This is a genomic window from Rothia sp. CCM 9417, assembly GCF_048513575.1.
Lineage (GTDB): Bacteria > Actinomycetota > Actinomycetes > Actinomycetales > Micrococcaceae > Rothia.
Map to the genome: position 1 here is coordinate 97505 of NZ_JBLXXT010000005.1, position 19856 is coordinate 117360.

17 protein-coding genes are annotated in these 19856 nt (G+C 54.8%); 4 read left to right on the forward strand and 13 right to left on the reverse strand.

What is annotated here, in order from left to right; all coding sequences use genetic code 11:
* Positions 1-60: 60 nt before the first annotated feature.
* On the reverse strand, positions 61-1410 hold the full coding sequence (locus ACN082_RS07325; RefSeq protein ID WP_419100204.1) for a M50 family metallopeptidase: 1350 nt from the start codon (positions 1408-1410) through the stop codon (positions 61-63).
* Between the two features lie 608 nt (positions 1411-2018).
* On the opposite strand from ACN082_RS07325, the gene ACN082_RS07330 reads away from it, so the two are divergent.
* The 3 genes from ACN082_RS07330 (at position 2019) to pflA (ending at position 5394) form a co-directional block, all read left to right on the forward strand.
* Positions 2019-4139, forward strand: a complete 2121-nt coding sequence (locus ACN082_RS07330; RefSeq protein ID WP_419100205.1) for a pyruvate formate lyase family protein — start codon at positions 2019-2021, stop codon at positions 4137-4139.
* Between the two features lie 115 nt (positions 4140-4254).
* Positions 4255-4506, forward strand: a complete 252-nt coding sequence (grcA2, locus tag ACN082_RS07335; protein ID WP_419100206.1) for an autonomous glycyl radical cofactor GrcA2 — start codon at positions 4255-4257, stop codon at positions 4504-4506.
* 6 nt (positions 4507-4512) lie between these two features.
* Positions 4513-5394 (forward strand): pyruvate formate-lyase-activating protein, encoded by an 882-nt coding sequence (pflA, locus tag ACN082_RS07340; protein WP_419100207.1) that lies wholly within the window; start codon positions 4513-4515, stop codon positions 5392-5394.
* A 1250-nt stretch (positions 5395-6644) separates the two neighbouring features.
* On the opposite strand, the gene dxr is transcribed toward pflA, so the two are convergent.
* The 12 genes from dxr to rpsB all read right to left on the reverse strand — a co-directional run bounded on the left by dxr (position 6645) and on the right by rpsB (position 18707).
* Positions 6645-7946, reverse strand: a complete 1302-nt coding sequence (dxr, locus tag ACN082_RS07345; protein ID WP_419100208.1) for a 1-deoxy-D-xylulose-5-phosphate reductoisomerase — start codon at positions 7944-7946, stop codon at positions 6645-6647.
* Between the two features lie 19 nt (positions 7947-7965).
* Entirely contained in the window at positions 7966-8964 is a 999-nt protein-coding gene (locus tag ACN082_RS07350; RefSeq protein WP_419100209.1) for an alpha/beta hydrolase, read from the reverse strand.
* An 84-nt stretch (positions 8965-9048) separates the two neighbouring features.
* The gene (locus tag ACN082_RS07355) at positions 9049-10869 is read right to left on the reverse strand and encodes an ABC transporter ATP-binding protein (protein WP_419100210.1); all 1821 of its coding nucleotides are present in this window, start codon (positions 10867-10869) and stop codon (positions 9049-9051) included.
* Between the two features lie 183 nt (positions 10870-11052).
* Positions 11053-11319, reverse strand: a complete 267-nt coding sequence (locus ACN082_RS07360) for a GlsB/YeaQ/YmgE family stress response membrane protein (RefSeq protein WP_419100211.1) — start codon at positions 11317-11319, stop codon at positions 11053-11055.
* A 183-nt stretch (positions 11320-11502) separates the two neighbouring features.
* Positions 11503-13056 carry a cation acetate symporter gene (locus ACN082_RS07365; protein WP_419100245.1) on the reverse strand — a complete coding sequence of 518 codons (1554 nt, stop codon included), beginning with the start codon at positions 13054-13056 and terminating at the stop codon, positions 11503-11505.
* 92 nt (positions 13057-13148) lie between these two features.
* The gene (locus tag ACN082_RS07370; RefSeq protein WP_419100212.1) at positions 13149-13523 is read right to left on the reverse strand and encodes a DUF485 domain-containing protein; all 375 of its coding nucleotides are present in this window, start codon (positions 13521-13523) and stop codon (positions 13149-13151) included.
* Between the two features lie 135 nt (positions 13524-13658).
* Positions 13659-14300 (reverse strand): DivIVA domain-containing protein, encoded by a 642-nt coding sequence (locus ACN082_RS07375; RefSeq protein ID WP_419100213.1) that lies wholly within the window; start codon positions 14298-14300, stop codon positions 13659-13661.
* A 29-nt stretch (positions 14301-14329) separates the two neighbouring features.
* Positions 14330-15175, reverse strand: a complete 846-nt coding sequence (locus ACN082_RS07380) for a phosphatidate cytidylyltransferase (RefSeq protein ID WP_419100214.1) — start codon at positions 15173-15175, stop codon at positions 14330-14332.
* A gap of 6 nt (positions 15176-15181) precedes the next feature.
* Complete coding sequence (gene frr, locus ACN082_RS07385) at positions 15182-15739, reverse strand: ribosome recycling factor (RefSeq protein ID WP_419100215.1); 558 nt, start codon at positions 15737-15739, stop codon at positions 15182-15184.
* Positions 15740-16026: 287 nt separating this feature from the next.
* On the reverse strand, positions 16027-16767 hold the full coding sequence (gene pyrH, locus ACN082_RS07390) for a UMP kinase (protein ID WP_419100216.1): 741 nt from the start codon (positions 16765-16767) through the stop codon (positions 16027-16029).
* Between the two features lie 180 nt (positions 16768-16947).
* Positions 16948-17778 (reverse strand): translation elongation factor Ts, encoded by an 831-nt coding sequence (gene tsf, locus ACN082_RS07395; RefSeq protein ID WP_419100217.1) that lies wholly within the window; start codon positions 17776-17778, stop codon positions 16948-16950.
* 116 nt (positions 17779-17894) lie between these two features.
* Entirely contained in the window at positions 17895-18707 is an 813-nt protein-coding gene (rpsB, locus tag ACN082_RS07400; RefSeq protein ID WP_419100218.1) for a 30S ribosomal protein S2, read from the reverse strand.
* A 645-nt stretch (positions 18708-19352) separates the two neighbouring features.
* Here rpsB and ACN082_RS07405 point away from each other — a divergent pair.
* Complete coding sequence (locus tag ACN082_RS07405) at positions 19353-19808, forward strand: M23 family metallopeptidase (protein ID WP_419100219.1); 456 nt, start codon at positions 19353-19355, stop codon at positions 19806-19808.
* Positions 19809-19856: the final 48 nt, after the last annotated feature.

Consider the following 19856-nt stretch of genomic DNA (forward strand, 5'->3'; position numbering starts at 1 on the left):
CCCGTGTGATTGAGCCGGGCACTATCAGGCCTGGAGATAGTATCGCACGCTCAGTCGAGCTTAGAAGAGGCTGATGGGTTTGAAGATATCGGCGGCCACCAGAATGACGGTCATGAGCAGGAAGGCACCGGCGACCACATAGGTCAGCGGCAGGAGCCTAACCGGGTCGAAGGGGCCGGGGTCTTTTCGACCCAGTAGCTTGGCGCTCTTGCGGCGCAAGCCCTCCCACAGGGCGCCCAGGACGTGCCCGCCATCCAGAGGTAGAAGCGGAATCAGGTTAAAAGCAAAGAGCATGAGGTTCATCTGGGCAATCAGCGACACCAGCGTGGCCGCCTTATCGCGCAGGCTAATTTCATCGTGCGCAGCAATATCACCAGCGATCCGGCCAACACCAACAACCGAAACTGGACTGTTTACATCACGGTCCCCGTTGGTCACCAGAGTAACTGCCACACCGTAGACGCGGGCCGGAAGCTTAATCAGAGTTGCGCCAATACGTTCCAGGGACTGCCCAACTGTGGGGAGCACCTCCCCCACGGTGCCGGGGGTCAGCTCAGTAGCGGGGCTGATACCGATGAAGCCCACTTCCTGGGTTTTATAGCTACCGTCGGGGTTGGTCTGGTAAGTGCTGGTGAGCGGATCAACTACCGGGCGTTCAGTCAGCATGGGTGTGATAGTCAGCTCTAGCGTCTGGTCACCGCGCTGGACGGTTAGCGGGACTTCTTTCTCGGCCTTGCTACGGATTAATTCAGTGAGCTGCTCCCAGCTGGTCACGCTCTGGCCAGCAAATTCGAGAATGGTGTCACCGGGCTTGAGGCCTGCGGCACTAGCGGGCGCTAGCGGATCATCAGCCCCACACTCTGCGGAGTTAGCGCTCTTAGCCCTAGTAGCATCAAGGGTTTGGACGCAGTGCGAGACGCTTTGAATGCCGGTGGTTGGCTGGTAGGAACCAAAGCCCGTTACCAAAATTGTGGTAGCTACCAGCCCAATCAGCAGGTTCATGGCGGGTCCACCCAGCATAATAATGATGCGCTTGTAGACCGGAAGCTGGTAGAAGAGCCTGCCTTGGTCCTCGGGGCGGATGCGCTCAACATCAGCCTGGCGAGCTTGGCGGGCTAGCTGTTGCAGAGGGCTAGTTCCACCTGCCCGCCCCTCACTTTGCCCATCTTGACCGGGCGGGTACATGCCAATCATGGAGATGTAACCACCCAGCGGTAGCGCTTTAAATCCGTATTCGGTTTCACCGCGTTTCCAAGAGAAGACCGTTTTGCCAAAGCCAATCATGTACTGGGGAACCCGTATACCAAAGAGCTTGGCGGGCACCAGGTGCCCCACCTCGTGGAGGGCAATAGAGAAGGCAATACCCAGGGCCATGAGCACTACACCCACCAGGAAAAGCAAGATTGTCACGCACAACTCCTTGAAACCGGACGTCCGGCTAGAACCAGCCGGATTTAAAGATACAAGCCAGCGTACGCCAAGCCCATCCGAGCCGCCAGTTCAGACCTCTTGGAGTTTGCCCCTAAAACACGCCGGGCTTACTGTGCCCCCATAGGGGCGCTAAGTGCTATGAGATATTCTGTGGCTACAAGACTGTTTGGGCAACAGCTCTCTCCCTCTCTCCCTCATCTTCTCCCCCCTGGCTACTCAACGGGGTCTCGGGTGCAGTAAAGATACGGCCACGACCCAGACTTTATAGGCTGGGTCCCACCCCGTCTTTGAGGTAGTTTCCACCCTTACTTTTAGGTCAAAAATGCCCTAACTTCACACTTGCGTTATATAACCGGTAATTATGCTTTCCCTAGGTCACACGCCCAGCAGCAAAAGCCCCCAGAAACCACCCATAAATTTGTCTTGACATGGGAAAACGCTCTGAGCTATGCAGATTAAATATAATCAAGCATATTTTATGCAGATTTTATTTTTGCCGCACTTTAAGCCACAATCAAAGAGTGAAAAATCATCGAGCGCCCGCTCCCGTGCGCCCGCACCGTCACTTCTGACAAGGAGTACCATTTATGACCGCACAGGTTGAAGCTCCCGCCACCGCTGGAGTCTTTGTCAACGAACATTCTGCGAGCGCCTGGGAGGGTTTTGCACCCGGCCCCTGGCAGGACAGCATCGATGTGCGAGGGTTCATCTTCGCTAACTTCACCCCCTACGAGGGGGACTCCAGTTTCTTAGCTGGCCCCACCGAAAAGACCCTGCGTGTCTGGGACACTCTTGAAAAGAACTACCTCTCCGTAGAGCGCAAGAACCGTGTATACGACGTAGACACCAAGACCCCCGCCGAAATTGATGCATTCCCTGCGGGCTACATCTCTGAAGACGACGATGTTGTCGTTGGTCTACAGACCGATGTTCCGCTCAAACGCGCCATGATGCCCAACGGCGGCTGGCGCATGGTTGAGACCGCTATCCGCGAAGCTGGCAAGGAACCCGATGAAAACATCAAGAAGATTTTCACCGAGTACCGCAAAACCCACAACGATGCCGTCTTTGATATCTACACCCCCCGCATTCGCGCGGCTCGCTCCTCGCACATCATCACAGGCCTGCCCGATGCCTACGGCCGTGGTCGCATCATCGGTGATTACCGCCGTGTAGCGCTCTACGGTGTCGATAACCTGATTGCCGATAAGGAACGCGCTAAGGACGCTGTAGCTGACCGTGGCTTCAGTGAGCACTGGGCTCGCTACCGCGAGGAACACTCAGAGCAGATTAAGGCTCTGAAACGTCTCAAGAAGATGGCAGCGCTCTACGGCTTCGATATTTCCCATCCTGCCCGCACCGCCCAGGAAGCCGTTCAATGGACCTATTTCGCCTACCTGGCATCGGTTAAGTCACAGGATGGCGCCGCCATGTCTATTGGTCGCCTCTCCGGCTTCCTAGATATCTACTTTGAGCGTGACCTAGCCGCTGGCCTGATTACCGAATCCGATGCTCAGGAAATGATTGATGCCCTGGTCATCAAGCTGCGTATCGTTCGCTTCCTACGCACCATCGACTACGATCAGATTTTCTCCGGCGACCCCTACTGGGCTACCTGGTCCGACGGTGGCTTCACCAGCGACGGTCGCACCCTGGTCACCAAAACCTCCTTCCGTCTGCTCCAAACCTTACGTAACCTGGGCCCCGCCCCAGAACCCAATATCACCATCTTCTGGGACGAGAATCTACCCGCCGGTTACAAGGAATTCTGCGCCGCTATCTCCATTGAGACCTCCTCCATCCAGTACGAGTCTGACCCCCAGATTCGTGAGCAGTGGGGCGACGACGTAGCCATTGCCTGCTGTGTCTCACCCATGAAGATTGGTAAGCAGATGCAGTTCTTCGGCGCTCGCGTCAACGCCGCTAAGGCTCTGCTCTACGCCATCAACGGTGGTCGCGATGAGATGACCGGCAAGCAGGTTGTTGAGGGCTACGAACCTGTCACCGGCGACGGCCCCCTGGACTTTGATGATGTCTGGCTCAAGTACGAAGAGATGCTGGACTGGGTCGTTGCCACCTACGTTGAGGCTCTGAACATCATTCACTACAGCCACGACAAGTACGCCTACGAGTCCATCGAAATGGCCCTGCATGACTCGGATATTATCCGTGCCATGGGTTGCGGTATCGCTGGTCTGTCCATCGTTGCTGACTCCCTGGCTGCTATCAAGTACGCCAAGGTCACCCCGGTTCGTGACGAAACTGGCCTGATTGTGGACTACATTACCGAAGGCGACTTCCCCACCTACGGTAACGACGATGACCGCGCCGATGATATCGCCGCAACCATCGTTCACACCGTGATGGAGAAGATTAAGGCTATCCCGCTCTATCGCGATGCTATCCCCACCCAGTCGGTTCTGACCATTACCTCTAACGTGGTCTACGGTAAGGCAACAGGTTCCTTCCCCTCTGGCCACCGTGCGGGTACCCCCTTCTCCCCCGGCGCCAACCCAGAGAACGGTATGGACACCCACGGCATGGTTGCCTCTATGCTCTCGGTCGGCAAGCTGGACTACGAGGACGCCCTGGACGGTATCTCCCTAACTAATACCATCACCCCCAACGGTCTTGGCCGCACCAAGGACGAGCAGGTAACCAACCTAGTTGGCATCCTCGATGCCGGCTTTATCCCCGAAGAAGACTAAAACTCAATAGATTTAGTGTCCCGGTCGAGGGGTGCCCGCCGATCCTGCACCAGCAGGTTGGCCCCCTCGACCGGGGCGGCAACCCTATCAACACCTCATCACTAAGGAGAAAACCATGGCTGTAAAGACCTACGAAGAGCGTCTGGCTTCTATGAAGGCAAATCGCGCCACCAAGACCGCCCCCAAGGGCCTCTACCACGCAAATATCAATGTTCTCAACCGCGAAACCCTTGAGGACGCAATGGAGAACCCCGATAACTACCCCAACCTGACCGTTCGCGTCTCGGGCTACGCGGTTAACTTTGTGCGCCTGACCCGTGAGCAGCAGCTAGACGTACTCTCACGCACCTTCCACCACGGGGCATAGGTTCCTATGTCTCTCGACGTCACACACGATGTCACCGATACCGCCGGCGAGCTAACTTTTGCTCCGCCGGCGGACCGGCATTCTGGGGCTGGAACCTGGGGCCTGGGTGAGATGACGGAGCTGGAGCGCTCTGTCCAGATTAAGCTCATGCGCGAGGGCCAGCTCGGTTCTATCCATTCCTGGGAACTGGTGACAGCTGTTGACGGCCCGGGCACCCGCATGACCATCTTCATGAACGGTTGCCCGCTCCGTTGCCTTTATTGCCATAACCCTGACACCTTCAAGATGAAGGACGGTCAGCCCATCATGGCCTCAGATCTGATGAAGAAGATTAAGCGCATGCGCAAAATCTTTAAAGCTACCGGTGGCGGTATTACTATCTCCGGGGGTGAGGTGCTCATGCAACGCCCCTTTGCTGAGAATATCCTCATGAGCGCCAAGTCTTTGGGTATTCATACCTGCATTGACACCTCCGGGTTCCTGGGTGCTCACGCAACAGATCAGTTCCTTGAAAACGTTGACCTGGTCTTACTCGATGTTAAATCTGGTTCTGAAGAGGTCTACCAGAAACTTACCGGAAGAGCTCTCCAACCCACTATTGACTTTGGGGATCGGCTCTCAGCGCTGGGTATTAAGACCTGGATTCGTTTTGTTCTGGTCCCCGGCTACACCGATGACCCCGACAATATCGAGAAGGTTGCCGATATCGTCTGCCGCTGGCGCAACATCGTGGAGCGGGTTGAGGTTCTGCCCTTCCACCAGATGGGCACCGACAAATGGGAGTCCCTGGGCTATGACTACCAGTTAGCCGATGTGAAGCCCCCCAGCCGCGAAGACACCGAAGCGGCCCGCGATATCTTCCGGGCACGCGGGCTCGCCGTCTACTAACCGTCTTTTGGGCATGAATGTTGCATAAAAAGAGCGTCACCCCTTTTTTCGTTTTCAGAGGGAAGATAGGGGTGGGTTTTTATATGCGCATCGAATTAAACCATCATAATATTATTGCAAAAATTCTATAAAAATCTCTTGACTAGGATTCACCTCATCGCTTAGAATTCTAGGCACCTAACCCAAGCAGGTTTCATAAAGAAATCTCCAAGCGCAAGGAAATTCTATGCACACCACGGCGAATTCCTTTCTCATGCTTTTACTCGCCCTGTCGTTGTCAACTCTTAGCATATCGCTGGCTAACGCTTCCTCTCTCTCTCACCTCAAGAAAAATACAACGATATTTACCAGAAAATAGTAAACTCAGGAACATCAAAAGACCCTCTGGATTCCCTGACGGTGGATGGGCGTCGATTTTTTGAAGACTTTACAGCAGTCGCCAGTGAAAATTCATCAATTTTTATTGCTGCACCCTCCTTGATAAGAGCTATACCAATGTCCGGTTGTTGGAATGCATCAATTCAAAGCTATCAGAATAATGTATTCGGTAATCTTTTGTTTACGACGACGGTCAAGGGTAAATGGTGCTATGCAAGTGGCCGGATTACCAGTAGCACTGCAACTAACCATTGGGGGCAAACGTATATGCCGGAGTGGTTTCTCACAAGCTCAAAACCATCTTCAGGTATCTATGGGACAGTAAGCGCACGAATGGTAGCTAACAATTATTTCTCTTTTAGGCCACTTGGGTACGAATTACGGGGACACACTCAGTGTGCGAGGCTTATTGGGTACAATAAAGGCGTTAGTGTTGGTGATAATTCGTGTTCAGTCCAATTTTGATAAAATGATATGAATACAAATCATAAAATATTTTATCTCCTGTTGGGGCTCATTATCATTTTTCTTGTGATAGTTATCATCGGCTGGCCTTACGGTGAAGAAATATCGAAGGTCTTGTAATGAGAGTCGGAATCTTCCCCATAGTTTTTGTTCAAGTAATGAGTACCTCACGAGCTCGTATTCTTGCCCAGTTTTATGCATCGAGTACAGCGTCAAGAGCTAGCCAGTGGTTTCAACATTAGTGTTGATGCTCCCATACGACCCTCTAAAACCCAGGTAGGGCTCTGCAACCCACCAATAACTTATGCGATATGCATACTTTCAAGGTCGGCACCTGCTTTTTGCCTGGTGCCGACCCCATTTTTGCAGGGTTTCTTCATATATACCAAGCCAGGTGTGGCAGAGAACTAATCGGCCAGAATCTCGTGGGCGCGGGTACGAGCCCAGCTCTCCGCCCCTAGGACTGCTTCAAGGGTCAGGGAGCCGCTTTCAGCGCACCAAGCTGACTGGGCATGCTCATCCAGCAGACGGCCGGCAGTCTCAATCATGTCGGTAAAACGAATTTTCCCGGCGTGGAAGGCTGCAACGGCCTCTTCATTAGCTGCGTTGAAAACAGCCGGGAAGGTACCGCCGCGCTTGCCTGCCTCTTTAATGATCTCTACAGCTGGGAAAGCTGTCTTATCCAGTGGCTCAAAGGTCCATTGGCTGGCCTGGGTCCAGTCGCAAGGCTGAGCCACACCAGGGATGCGGTGGGGCCAGGTCAGGCCCAGGGCAATCGGCAAGAGCATGGTCGGCGGTGAAGCCTGAGCAATGGTTGAGCCGTCCACAAACTGCACCATGGAATGAACGATGGACTGGCGGTGAACAGTCACATCGATACGGTCAAGGTCAATACCGAACAGGTGATGTGCTTCAAGAACCTCAAGAGCCTTATTGACCATAGACGCCGAATTAGTGGTAACAACCAGGCCCATATCCCAGGTCGGGTGAGCCAGGGCCTGGGCCGGAGTGACCTCCCGCAGTTGCTCGTAGCTCATACCCCGGAAAGGCCCGCCGCTGGCCGTGAGAATCAGTCGATCAATTTCGCGGTCGCTCCCGGCTGAAAGTGCCTGGGCGAGTGCCGAGTGCTCCGAATCTACCGGCACCATGGGTTGTTCCAGGGGTGAGGCATCAACGGCGGCTTTGACCAGCTCACCGCCAGCGATCAGCGACTCTTTATTAGCTAGGGCAACCTGAGAGCCAGCCGTCAGGGCTGCCAGGGTGGGCCTGAGCCCGATAGAGCCGGTAATACCGTTGAGCACTACATCGGCACCAGCTTCCGATGCCCGGGTAGCGGCATCCTGCCCCCATTCAATCTGCGGGGCGTAGCCCGGTGCAAGTGCTCCCAGAGCCTCACGCAGGGTGCGAGCAGCATCTTCCCCACCGCTTGTTGCCACCAGCTGAGGCCGCAAACGGGCAGCTTGCTCAGCCAGAGCAGCGACCGAACGCCCACCCGCGGCCAAAGCCAGCACACGAACCGGGGCACCGTCTGACCCACTTTTAGCGCCCGCTAAAGCGTTGAGGTGGTCAATCACCTGTAGGCCCTGAGTTCCGATAGATCCGGTTGACCCCAGGAGGGTGACGGTACGCCCCTGCGCCAGAAAATCTTTTAGCTGATCAGTGAGGGCCAAAGCTGAGCTTGGGTGGGACTGACTAGAACCAAATCGCATGGCTTCATTTTCTCACATACTAGTTTTCGAAAGAGGCTCTGAGCGCGCTGAGCATGGATGAATAAAAATCACGGATGAGTTGGCTCTCAGGGAAAATCATGTCAGCCGCATGGTACATACCTTGCACCTGGTGAAATTTGCTCTCCACGCCGGCCTGCAATAAGCGCTGATGGTAGTCCCACCCTTCCGGGTAAAAAAGGTCCTGGTCACCGACACCTATCCAGGCTGGAGGGAGGCCAGCCAGGTTTTGCCTGCGCGCTGGTGCTGCATAGGCAGGCAGTGAGGGAGCTCCTGCCTGCCCACCAAGATAGGTGTTCCAGGCGATCTTATTATCCAGGGGGGTCCAGGCATAGGTGCCGCGCCCCTGCGTATCTGATCGGTCGGTAGTACGATCATCGAGCATGGGGTAAATCAAGGCCTGAAAGTTGAGAGGGTTGCCTGCGTCCAAGGCCCGCTGAGCTAAGGAGGCAGCCAGTCCCCCGCCGGCGCTCTGGCCGCATACAGCAATCAATGAAGGGTCAAAGCCATATTTCTGCCCTGAGGATTGCAACCATTGCAAAGCCTTATAGCAGTCATCTAAGTCTGCTGGGAAAGGTGCCTCACCAGCGTTACGGTATTCAACGTTGAGGACGGGAACACCAAGATCTCGCGCCAGAGCACTAGCATAAGTCTGAGCAGGTCCCGCACTTGATAAAAGATGTCCGCCACCATGAATAAAGAGCACAGCACCTTCGGACTGACGCTGTGCAGGGAGGTTGAGAAAGGAGCTGAGGCTTACCCCAGCGGAAGACAGCTCAATCCGCTCAACTTTAACCCCCGCTACAGGTTGAGCTACCCGGAGGTAGTTGCGCTGGGGCTCAGGTAAGAGGTAGCCAAGACTTGCGTAGAAGCCCTGTAGGGGTGCCAGATAGAGCCGCGGGCCCCAGAACTGAGGGTTAACCTGTTTCTGTGCTTTCCGATGCCAGTAAGCACAGTGACCGGCGGTGGCAAGCCCCAAGACCAGCAAAAATTTTTTCATTCCCCTACCCCGTATCATGGAAGACGTCGCTCAGGCCCCCTGGCAGAGGTCTTAGGGCCTTCAGCAGGGACTATCTTTTTGATGCTACCCAATAATATCGAAGTTTTTTAGTTTCTTAGCTATGGTTTTACCTCCGCTGTTTTGCAACTCAAGTAGCTCTGCGTAGATACCTCCTGAAGCTGCTAGTTGGTCCGGACTGCCGATCTCATCAATCTGCCCATCCTTAAGTGTGACGATGCGGTCTACACGTGCAATAGTTGACAATCTGTGGGCAATGATAAGAGAAGTACGCCCCTGCATCAGCTCCTCCAGGCCCTTCTGCACAGCACGCTCGGCCTTGGTGTCCAGGGCGCTGGTTGCCTCATCAAGAATGAGGATGGGAGCATCTTTGAGGATTGCTCTAGCTATGGCTATCCGCTGTTTTTGCCCTCCTGAGAGCTTGAGTCCGCGCTCACCAATGAGCGAGTCGTAGCCATCGGCGAACTTGGTGATGAATTCGTGGGCATTGGCTTTGATAGCCGCCTCAATAATCTGTTCCCGGCTGGCCTGCGGCTGTGCGTAGGAAATGTTCTCGGCAATAGTGCCCGAGAACAGGGAGGGATCCTGAAAGACCATGCCGATTAAAGAACGAACCTGGGTCAGGTCACTGCCAGCGATATCCATACCGTCAACGGTAACCGAACCAGTACGGGGGTCATAGAGGCCTTCTAGGAGCGACATGAGCGTTGATTTACCGCCGCCGGATTCGCCCACGAACGCAATACGTTCACCGCGCTTGACGCTCAGGTCGATCTTGTGTAGCACATCCTCTTCGCCGTCATAGCCAAAGCTCACCTCTTCAAAGCGAACCAGTTCCTGGCCCTCAGATGCAGTGATAGCCGCCGGCTGAGTGTATTCCGGTGCCCCCTCACGGGTAATTGCTAAAGCTCGGGGGTCCGATTCTCGTTCCATGACATCGAAGTAGTCCTTGGATCCGGTAATAGCTCGCTGGGCGCTATCAACGATCCAGGACAGAGAATTGATGGGAGCAACCGCCATAGCTAGAAGCTGAATGAGTAGCACCATGTCACCAATGGAAAAATCACCGGCCAGGGTCCGCAGGAAAATCAGCAGGTAGAGACCGAAAAAGATCAGGTTTAGAAAGCTCAGTCGGGCCACGTCCATGCTGTGCCAGAACCGGGATTGGGTGGCGGTCAAGCTGATGGTATCGCTAAAGAGAGTTTTAAAGCGAGTCAGTTCGCGCTCTTCCTGCCCAAATGATTTAACGACACGAATCTGACCGATGACCTCGGCAAAACGGCCTGATGCAAGATCAATTTTCTGGTTTTTCTGGCCCTCCCAGACCTGCCATTTGCTGCTGGTTTTACTGGTCAGCCAAAAGTAGACGGGGAAGATAAGAATGAGAAGCAATCCCAGTGGCCAGTAGTAGAGGGAGCTAATCACAATCACCGAAACTGTAGTAAGTACCAGGGAGATAAAGGTGTTCGACATGGTCTTGACGAACTGGGTGACCTCGGCAATAGAGCGGTTCAGGCGAGCGATGATAGTGCCGGTCAGTTCCGAGTCGAAATAAGGCAGGGGTAAAGAAAGAAGCTTCTCGTAGTAGCGCACCGAAAGTATGGTGCGCATGCGCTGGCTCATGATATCTCCCAGGTAACCTCCAAGGTTAGTGGTAAGTACACTCACCAGTTGAGCCGCTAGGTATGCCGCCGCCAACCAGACGATTATCGCCCCGGTTGTGGGTGCTGAGCCCTTAAGGTGATTGACTACGGTATCGGTTGCCCCGGAGATGATAAAGGGAGCAAGTAGTGAGGCCGCAGAGGTAAGAACCGCGCAGAGCACGATTCCCAGGAAGAAAGGCCAGAGTTCTCTGGTAGCTCCTATGATTCTGGTAATACTTTTCATGGCATGGCTCTTCCTTGTCTTGGTGGTGCACCACTACCCTAGCGCTGATACCGGTGATTTACTTGAGCTTGACCTGCCTTTTTGCTCACGCATCGGTAGGCTTCAAGCACAAAGAACCCGGTGGTATCCGTCGTCGGAAAACCACCGGGTTCTGCTTCAGGGGCTACCGCCCTCTCAAGTGTGCTACTTCTTAACTACTACCTTCTGGTAGATGAAGAGTACGATCAGCGCGCCAACGACTGCTGTAAAGACAGAGCCGAGGCTGAAGCCATTGACACCATCGGAAAGGAAGGGCAGGAAGCTACCCAGGAAGCCACCCAGCATAGCGCCCACGATACCGAGGGCGGTGGTGACGACAAAACCGCCACCTTGCTTACCGGGCATGATGAGCTTGGCAATTGCGCCAGCGATCAGACCGAGGACAATCCAGCTAATGATGGAAAGAATCATGTTACCTACTTCTATATTTTGCTTAGCGACTATGATCAGCCGCAAGGATAAGCATTACCTATTCTATATCAAATATCAAGATAAAAATAAGTAGGGTGATAGTGTTATTTACAACTATCCCAGCAGAAAAGTCCCGTCAGCGGTAAGCCAACGGGACTTTCAGCCTAAATCAAGCAGGTTAGGCTAGTGGTCAATAGCACCTTCGGCACCTACCCCGGTGAGAGAGCGAACTTCCATCTCAGCCTGGGTTGCAACATCTTCTTTCTCACCACCCAGCGACCCCAGGAAACCCAGCAGGAAGGCCGCAGGAATAGCGACAAGACCGGGGTTAGCCAGAGGGAACCAGGCAAAGTCGGCGGTAGGAATCATTGAAGTCTCAGCACCGGACATGACCGGGGAGAAGATAATCAGAACTACGGAGAGCCCAAGACCCCCATACATGGACCACAGAGCGCCACGAGTCTTGAAGCCTTTCCAGTAGAGGGAATAGACGATGGTCGGCAGGTTAGCAGAGGCAGCCACTGCGAAAGCAAGCGCCACCAGGAAGGCAACATTCTGCCCCTGGGCCCCAATACCACCGGCAATGGCCAGCAAGCCAATAACCACCACAGTCGTCTTAGCCACTCTGATTTCTTTGGCAGGATCAGACTGCCCCTTACATATAACGTTGGTGTAGATGTCGTGGGCGAAGGAGGCCGAGGCTGTAATAGCTAGACCAGCGACCACCGCAAGAATGGTAGCAAAAGCTACCGCCGCGATAACTCCCATCAGCAAGGAGCCACCTAACTCGTAGGCCATGAGCGGAGCCGCTGAATTCACGCCACCAGGAGCTGCCTTAATTGCCTCAGAACCAACGAGTGCAGCAGCACCAAAGCCCAGCACCAGGGTAAAGAGGTAGAACAGGCCGATCAGGGAGATAGCCCAGACCACTGATTTACGGGCCTCTTTAGCCGTGGGGACGGTGTAGAAGCGCATGAGCACGTGGGGCAGGCCAGCAGCACCGAAGACCAGGGCCAGCGAAAGTGAAATGAAGTCCAGCTTGGTCAAATCGCTCTTACCGTATTTGAGGCCCGGTTCAAGCATCTTAGGGTTACCGGAGGCCTCAACAGCACCACCGAGCAGATCAGAGAGGTTGAACTTGTAGATACCCAGGATCCAGACGGTCATGACAGCAACGCCGCTAATCAAGAGGACAGCTTTAATGATCTGAACCCAGGTCGTACCCTTCATGCCACCGATGAGAACGTACACAATCATCAGGACACCCACAACGACGATGACCAGTGACTGACCGGCCTTGGAGCTAATACCCATCAGAAGAGACACGAGAGCGCCGGCGCCGGCCATCTGAGCCAGCAGATAGAAGAGGGTAACAGCGAGAGTCGAGATGCAGGCCGCGATACGGACCGGGCGCTGACGCAGACGGAAGGAAAGAACATCGGCCATGGTGAACTTGCCGGTATTGCGCAAGGGCTCAGCTACCAACAGGAGGGCTACCAGCCAAGCAACCAGAAACCCGATGGAGTATAGAAAGCCGTCATAGCCCTGGATAGCGATAGCACCAACAATACCCAGAAAGGAGGCTGCTGAAAGGTAGTCACCGGCGATAGCTAGGCCGTTTTGGGTGCCGCTAAAGGAACGTCCTCCAGCGTAGTAGTCGGCGGCAGTCTTATTGTTCTTAGAAGCTCTCAGAACCACCACCATAGTAATCAGTACGAAGCTGCCAAAGACAACCATATTAATCCAGGGAGTTCCAACCACCTGGGTGCTCGCTGCATCGGCGGCCTGCACGACGCCAGTTAGTGAAGAAGTCATTTGTTATATTCCCCTTACGATGCCTTGGTGTGGGCGTAATCGCCGGATTCAATATCCTTGCGTAGGCGGCTAGAGCGAGGGTCTAGTTTTGTGTTGGCAAAGACGATGTACAAAGCGGTAATTCCAAAAGTCGTCACGAACTGACAGAGGCCAAAGACAATGCCTACGTTGATGTTTCCAGCCAGCTTGGTTGCCATAAAACCGGGTGCGTAGACCGCCAAGATGACATAGAGCAGATACCAGACCAAAAAGGCCACGGTCATAGGGAAAACAAACGACCGGTGTGTTTTGCGCAGCTCCTTAAAGCTGTCACTGCTCTGAGCCGCCCTAAAGTCGACGTGTTCGGCATCGACAAGGGGCTGGCCAGATTCTGGTGATGAGTGGGCCATCACTACCTCCTTTGTGTAACTGAGAACACATTAGTATGTAATGTGGGTTACACACAAGTAGGCGGGTCAAAAAAGGCGGGCTCACCGAAATGTTTTCGGGTCGCCCGCCTTATGCCAGCTTAGTAGCTGATCTTTCTATAGGGTGTCCTGCAGATACTCAATGCAACGGTCCAAAAAAGCATCAACCTGCGTTTCTTCATAGCTGAGTTCGCCGGTAGCGGCTGTGAAAGAAACCGCACGAATATCGTCCGGTAAAAGTTGATGCTGGCCTTTGAGATGCTCCATCAGCTGGTGGCACAAAGCATCAACATCTTTGACAAAATAGCCCTTGGTCAGCCGCTTGGAGGGCCGGCGGAACCGCTCGCCATCGGGCCTGCGCAACCGCCCCAGCAGAAGCAGGCGCAACTCCGCAATCGCATCGTTCCATGTAGTCTGCCCGTACTTCTGGATGTAGAGACGACGCTCCAACTCAGAGAATCGGTCTTCAACCCGGTCCAGCGCACGGTCCACCTCCGCAGGCAAGTATCCACCGGGTTCTGCTTCAAAGACAGCCCCGCGAATAGTCCGAGAGGTATTCACATCTTTGCTCAGCTGGGCACCGGTCAGCATGAGCTCATAGTCATCGGCAAGCCGAGTGAAGAAAGCGTCCACGCTAGCAGTGCGGTAGCCATTTTCTTTGGGTCCGACCAGAGTAAAAGCACTGTTCGACGCTTTTTTTGCAGCGGGTTTGGAATCCGCCTGCGGGGCAGCACTCTGTGCACGATGTTTCACTGTCATAACTCCCTATATCTGTCGAGCAAATGCTATTAGAAGAGGACGCCCAGCACCGAGAAAATGACATACCCGATAGCAATGGCAAAAACAATCGAATCGAGCCTGTCCATGACCCCACCGTGCCCCGGCAGGATATTCGACATGTCCTTGATACCAATTTCGCGTTTGACCATCGACTCGCCTAGATCGCCTGCAGTTGAGGCTATGACCAAAAAGAAAGCAACAATGAGCCCATACCACCAGGGTTCATCAATCAAGAAAGTGCAGAGAACCCCAACAACCATTGACCCAATCATGGAGCCGGCAAAGCCCTCCCAGGTCTTCTTGGGCGAAATTTTGGGAGCCATAGGGGTTTTACCCCATTTGACACCTGCGATATACCCCCAAGTGTCATTACCAATAGCCATGAGCAAGATCATGAAGACCTTTGCAGGCCCGGAGTCTTCCCGGTAGAGCAGGAGAGCAAGTGAAATCATGAAGGGCACCCAGGACATCACAAAGATGGAGCCCATGATCGACATAATCATGCCGTCGCGCTCCCCCACCAGCCGCCATGCAATCAAGATAAGGATAGAGGCAACAACCGTGAAAATAAGCCACTGCCCTCCCCCGTAGTAGGCGGCAAAGGGCATGAAGAAAGCGGTACCCACAGCGGGGATAATGGGTACGCCCATACCCCGCTTCTGATTGAGGCCGTTAGAAACCTCCCAGGTGCCTACTGCCCCTGCACAAGCTGACGATACAACAAGAACAAGAGGGGAAATGAACAAGCCCACTGCTATAAGAGCGCCCATTACCAGGCCAACAGTGATAGCAGCGGGCAGGTTCCTACCGGCCTTTGAGGCCCGGGGCTGCTGTTCTTGAGATTGAACAGTCATACCGTTTTAGACCTCTAGCAGCTCAGCTTCCTTGCTCTTGAACAGGGCATCGATAAGGTCGGTGTGCTTCTTGGTCAGTGCGTCAAGCTCCTTTTCAGCGCGGCTGCCTTCGTCCTCACCGATTTCGCCGTCTTTGACGAGCTTATCCAGGGCGGTCTTGGCCTGGCGGCGGGCGTTACGAACGGCAACACGGCTGTCTTCGGCCTTGTGGTTTGCCAGCTTGATGTATTCCTTACGACGGTCCTCAGTCATTTCAGGCATAACAACGCGCACAACGTTGCCGTCATTGGCGGGGTTGGCACCGAGGTCAGAGTCACGGATAGCCTTTTCGATAGCACCCATGGCGCTCTTATCGTAGGGGGTAATGAGAACAGTACGCGCTTCGGGGGTCTGGAAGGATGCGAGCTGCTGGAGGGGGGTGGGCGAACCGTAGTAATCAGCGGTTAGGTTGGCGAAGAGTGCGGGGTTGGCCCGGCCTGTGCGGATTGAGGCAAATTCGTTTTTGAGGGCCTCGACGGACTTGTCCATCTTCTCGCCAGCTTCTTGCAGGGTTTCTTCAACCATCTCGTGTGTCCTTTGATTGTGCCTAGCCTCCGTGGCTGGGCGCTTATATAGTCTCTTCCTAGTCTAGTGGGCATAAGCTAGAGGGAGCGAATTGTAGGGCGGGTATTTTTGGTTTTGCTTAAGGCAAGGGGCACCTGCTATCAAGCAGGTGCCCCCGTAGGTTGTGTTGGTTGACCCCTATGCGGCCACCATCTTATGCGGTGACCAGGGTGCCGATTTGCTCGCCGAATGGAGTGCGTGGAAGCGGGTTGAGCTTGCAAGAGCGCACGGAATCATTCGAGGCCAACCTATGCGGTGACCAGGGTGCCGATTTGCTCGCCGAGAATGGCACGAGCCACATTGCCCTCGCCCTGCATCCCAAAGACGCGCATGGTGACCTTGTTATCTTTGCAGAGGGAGAAGGCGGTCTGGTCCATCACCCGAATGTTGCGCAGCAGAGCTTCATCATAGGTGAGCTTGGAGAGACGCTCAGCAGCGGGGTCCTTCTTGGGGTCGGCGGTGTAGATACCATCCACACCGTTCTTAGCGACCAGGACCTCGTCAGCGTGGATTTCTAGTGCACGCTGAGCAGAGACGGTATCGGTGGAGAAATAGGGCAGGCCTGCGCCGGCACCGAAGATGACCACGCGGTCTTTCTGCATGTGGCGGATGGCGCGACGGGGAATGTAGTTTTCTGCCACCTGCTGCATGGAAATTGCTGACTGAACGCGGGTATCGATGCCGGCCTGCTCCAAGAAATCCTGCAGGGCCAGGGAGTTCATAACTGTACCGAGCATACCGATGTTGTCAGCGCGAGAACGGTCCATGCCGGCTTCAGACAATTCAGCACCGCGGAAGAAGTTTCCGCCTCCCACAACAACCGCAACCTCAACCTTGCCGATAGTTGATGCAATCTGCTCTGCTATTCCGCGAACGACCTCGGTGGAAATACCAACTTCTCCGCCGCCAAAGACTTCGCCAGAGAGCTTGAGCAGGACGCGACGCCTACCGGTGTCGTCCTTGTGGATCTTGCTGGTTGCCTCTGTCATGAGGGCCCTCCCTGAAAATAGTCAAAATTTTTTTGCGGTACCCGGTTGGATACACGCTTTTCTTCTAGCATACGGCAAAGGGGAGCCTCCTTGCGGGGGCTCCCCTTTGTTCAGGGCATTTTTGGTGCTCAATCACATGCCCTTACAGGCTTAGGTTGGGGCACCGTCCGGTGGCGGGCTTTAGGCGCCGACGCGGAAACGCTCGAAAGCGGTTGCGCTTGCACCGTTTTCGGTCAGAACTGCAGCAACAGACTTGGATGAATCCTTGGCGAAGTCCTGGTCGAGCAGGGTGTTTTCCTTGTAGAAGGACTTGAGCTTACCTTCAACAATCTTGGGGATGATCTGCTCGGGCTTGCCTTCACCGCGAGCGGTTTCTTCGGCAACGCGCTTCTCAGCTTCGATATCCTCAGCGGAGATGGAGTCTGAGTTGAGGTACTTGGGGCTCATAGCCGCAATGTGAACAGCGACATCGTGAGCGACCTCGTCAGTGTTCTCACCGGAGACAGCCAGCAGAACGCCAACCTGCGCGGGCAGGTCCTTGGAGGTCTTGTGCAGGTAAACTGCTACGTTTTCACCTTCAACGCGTGCTACGCGACGAACAACGATCTTCTCTCCAAGCAGTGCGCCTGCTTCGGTGGTGAGCTCCTCAACGGTCTTACCCTCGAAAGAAGCTGCCTTGAGCTCATCCAGGGTAGAAGCGTTTGCTGCGATAGCGGCTTCGAGAACATCGTTACCGAACTTGATGAAAGGCTCGGACTTAGCAACGAAGTCGGTTTCTGAGTTAACTTCGATCATGAAGCCAACGCCGTTTTCAACGCGAGCGGCAACCAGGCCCTCAGCGGTGGCGCGGCCTTCGCGCTTGGTAACGCCCTTGAGGCCCTTAACGCGGATGATCTCCATTGCCTTCTGCTGGTCGCCGTTAGCCTCGTCGAGAGCCTTCTTGACGTCGAGCATGCCAGCGCCGGTCTTTTCGCGCAGAGCCTTGATGTCTGCTGCGGTGTAGTTCGCCATGTGAACTCCTTGGTGTTTGAACAGATTGGGATAAATCTATTGTCCCCGGGGGGGCCGGGGTGAAAGAACGGCACCCACCGAATGTGGGCGGGTGCCGTTATCTCTATGATGCTGTCTTACTTAGCTTCTTCAGCGGGAGCTTCAGCCTTGGTAGCTGATTCGTGCTGCTCCAGCAGTTCGCGTTCCCATTCAGCCATGGGCTCTTCGGAAGCGGTAGCTGACTTGCCGGCCTTCTTGTTTTCGCGTTCCAGCAGGCCTTCGGCAACTGCATCGGCGATAACGCGGGTCAGCAGGTTGACGGAGCGGATAGCGTCGTCGTTGCCGGGGATGGGGAAGGAAACCTCATCGGGGTCGCAGTTGGTATCCAGGATAGCTACAACGGGGATGCCGAGCTTCTTGGCTTCGTCAACAGCGAGGTGCTCCTTCTTGGTGTCTACGATCCAGACCAGGGAAGGAGCCTTGGTCAGGTTGCGGATACCACCGAGGGTCTTTTCCAGCTTCTCGTGTTCGCGACGCAGAAGGAGCAGTTCCTTCTTGGTGAACTGTGAGCCTGCGACATCATCGAAGTCGATCTGCTCAAGTTCCTTCATGCGGTCGATACGCTTTGAAACGGTGGCAAAGTTGGTGAGCATACCACCGAGCCAGCGGTGGTTAACGTAGGGCATGTTCACGCGGGTAGCCTGTTCAGCGATGGCTTCCTGAGCCTGCTTCTTGGTACCAACGAACAGAACGGTGCCGCCGTGGGCAACGGTTGCCTTAACAGCTTCGTATGCCTGGTCGATGAATGCTAGTGACTGCTGCAGGTCGATGATGTAGATGCCGTTGCGCTCGGTGAAGATGAAGCGCTTCATCTTGGGGTTCCAGCGACGGGTCTGGTGACCAAAGTGGACACCTGAATCGAGAAGCTGGCGCATAGTTACGACGGGCATGTCGTCTCCTTATATTGAGGTAAGTGCCGGGCGGGCCCCTGATTCCAGGCTAACCGCGCACCGTGCATAGTAGTTATCGGTTTACATGTGGAGGCTATGAGGCTCTTGCCTCGCTCCCCTGGTAACGCCCCGATTCAGCCGCTGGAGCGGCGGCTGATTCTCGGACCTTCACCGACCCATGAGGGCCGGACCGAAAGTTCCTTATCAACTCGGGTGAGCTGCTGGGTGTTACGCGACGTCAGATCCGGGTGAATGCTGGGCAGGTAAACCTGTCAGGCTTCAGCGGAGGAGTCACCATGTAAAAAGGCTTCCCCTTACCGTTTTGTGTTCCGCTCAGGGCGGGGTGACAAACGGCAAACTGCAATCTACGACTATACCGCATTTTTGAGCTTTAAGCACAGGGGTTTGGGGGCTTGCGGTGGCAGTTTTCCAGTGGTAGATATCGGATTACTTCTAGGGAGCAGGTACCGGGGGTAAGGGGTGCTTCTTCTAGGGAGGTTATAGCCCGTGATTCTTTGTGCACCGCGCGGCAAGCCGGAATTCAGAACTATCTACTTACGGTCGGGTTGGCAGTGGCTGGCCTACTGTCTGTGTGCCCTCTTAGGGGTCATAGTCTCTAGTCCCTGTGCGGAGGCAGGCAACACCGTGTGGCAGGCACCTCTAGCGGGCCAACTAACGGTGGTGAAGGCTTTTGAGAAGCCAGCCGCCAAGTGGAGCGCCGGGCACCGAGGGGTAGACCTAGCTTTAGAAGCTGACGGAAAGGTTCTAGCTCCGGCAGCAGGGACGGTTGTCTTTTCGGGCACCGTAGTGGACCGGCAGGTCATAACACTGGAACACCCCGATGGCCGCAGGTCAAGTTTTGAACCGATCACCGACCCGCTACCTGTCGGCGCCACTGTAGCCGCCGGAGATCCTATCGCCCGCCTTGACCCGCTTATTCAGCACTGCCCAGAAGGCCATTGTTTGCACTGGGGTGTCCGAGAGCCGATGAGCACTCAATCCACTGCAGCTCACGGCATGGGCTACATTAACCCGCTCCTCTTACTGGGGTTGGAGGAGCCCAGTATTCTACTACCCATCGGGAGTGACTTCGCGGCCTAGACGCCAAAAGCTCCGGGCCAGTGGGCCCGGAGCTTTTGAGTAAGGCTA

Bases quoted from the DNA above. Each gene is read 5' to 3' on its own strand.
- ACN082_RS07330 (WP_419100205.1), top strand. From the start codon at position 2,019: ATGACCGCACAGGTTGAAGCTCCCGCCACCGCTGGAGTCTTTGTCAAC.
- grcA2 (WP_419100206.1), top strand. From the start codon at position 4,255: ATGGCTGTAAAGACCTACGAAGAGCGTCTGGCTTCTATGAAGGCAAAT.
- pflA (WP_419100207.1), top strand. From the start codon at position 4,513: ATGTCTCTCGACGTCACACACGATGTCACCGATACCGCCGGCGAGCTA.
- dxr (WP_419100208.1), bottom strand. From the start codon at position 7,946: ATGCGATTTGGTTCTAGTCAGTCCCACCCAAGCTCAGCTTTGGCCCTC.
- ACN082_RS07350 (WP_419100209.1), bottom strand. From the start codon at position 8,964: ATGAAAAAATTTTTGCTGGTCTTGGGGCTTGCCACCGCCGGTCACTGT.
- ACN082_RS07355 (WP_419100210.1), bottom strand. From the start codon at position 10,869: ATGAAAAGTATTACCAGAATCATAGGAGCTACCAGAGAACTCTGGCCT.
- ACN082_RS07360 (WP_419100211.1), bottom strand. From the start codon at position 11,319: ATGATTCTTTCCATCATTAGCTGGATTGTCCTCGGTCTGATCGCTGGC.
- ACN082_RS07365 (WP_419100245.1), bottom strand. From the start codon at position 13,056: ATGGTTGTCTTTGGCAGCTTCGTACTGATTACTATGGTGGTGGTTCTG.
- ACN082_RS07370 (WP_419100212.1), bottom strand. From the start codon at position 13,523: ATGGCCCACTCATCACCAGAATCTGGCCAGCCCCTTGTCGATGCCGAA.
- ACN082_RS07375 (WP_419100213.1), bottom strand. From the start codon at position 14,300: ATGACAGTGAAACATCGTGCACAGAGTGCTGCCCCGCAGGCGGATTCC.
- ACN082_RS07380 (WP_419100214.1), bottom strand. From the start codon at position 15,175: ATGACTGTTCAATCTCAAGAACAGCAGCCCCGGGCCTCAAAGGCCGGT.
- frr (WP_419100215.1), bottom strand. From the start codon at position 15,739: ATGGTTGAAGAAACCCTGCAAGAAGCTGGCGAGAAGATGGACAAGTCC.
- pyrH (WP_419100216.1), bottom strand. From the start codon at position 16,767: ATGACAGAGGCAACCAGCAAGATCCACAAGGACGACACCGGTAGGCGT.
- tsf (WP_419100217.1), bottom strand. From the start codon at position 17,778: ATGGCGAACTACACCGCAGCAGACATCAAGGCTCTGCGCGAAAAGACC.
- rpsB (WP_419100218.1), bottom strand. From the start codon at position 18,707: ATGCCCGTCGTAACTATGCGCCAGCTTCTCGATTCAGGTGTCCACTTT.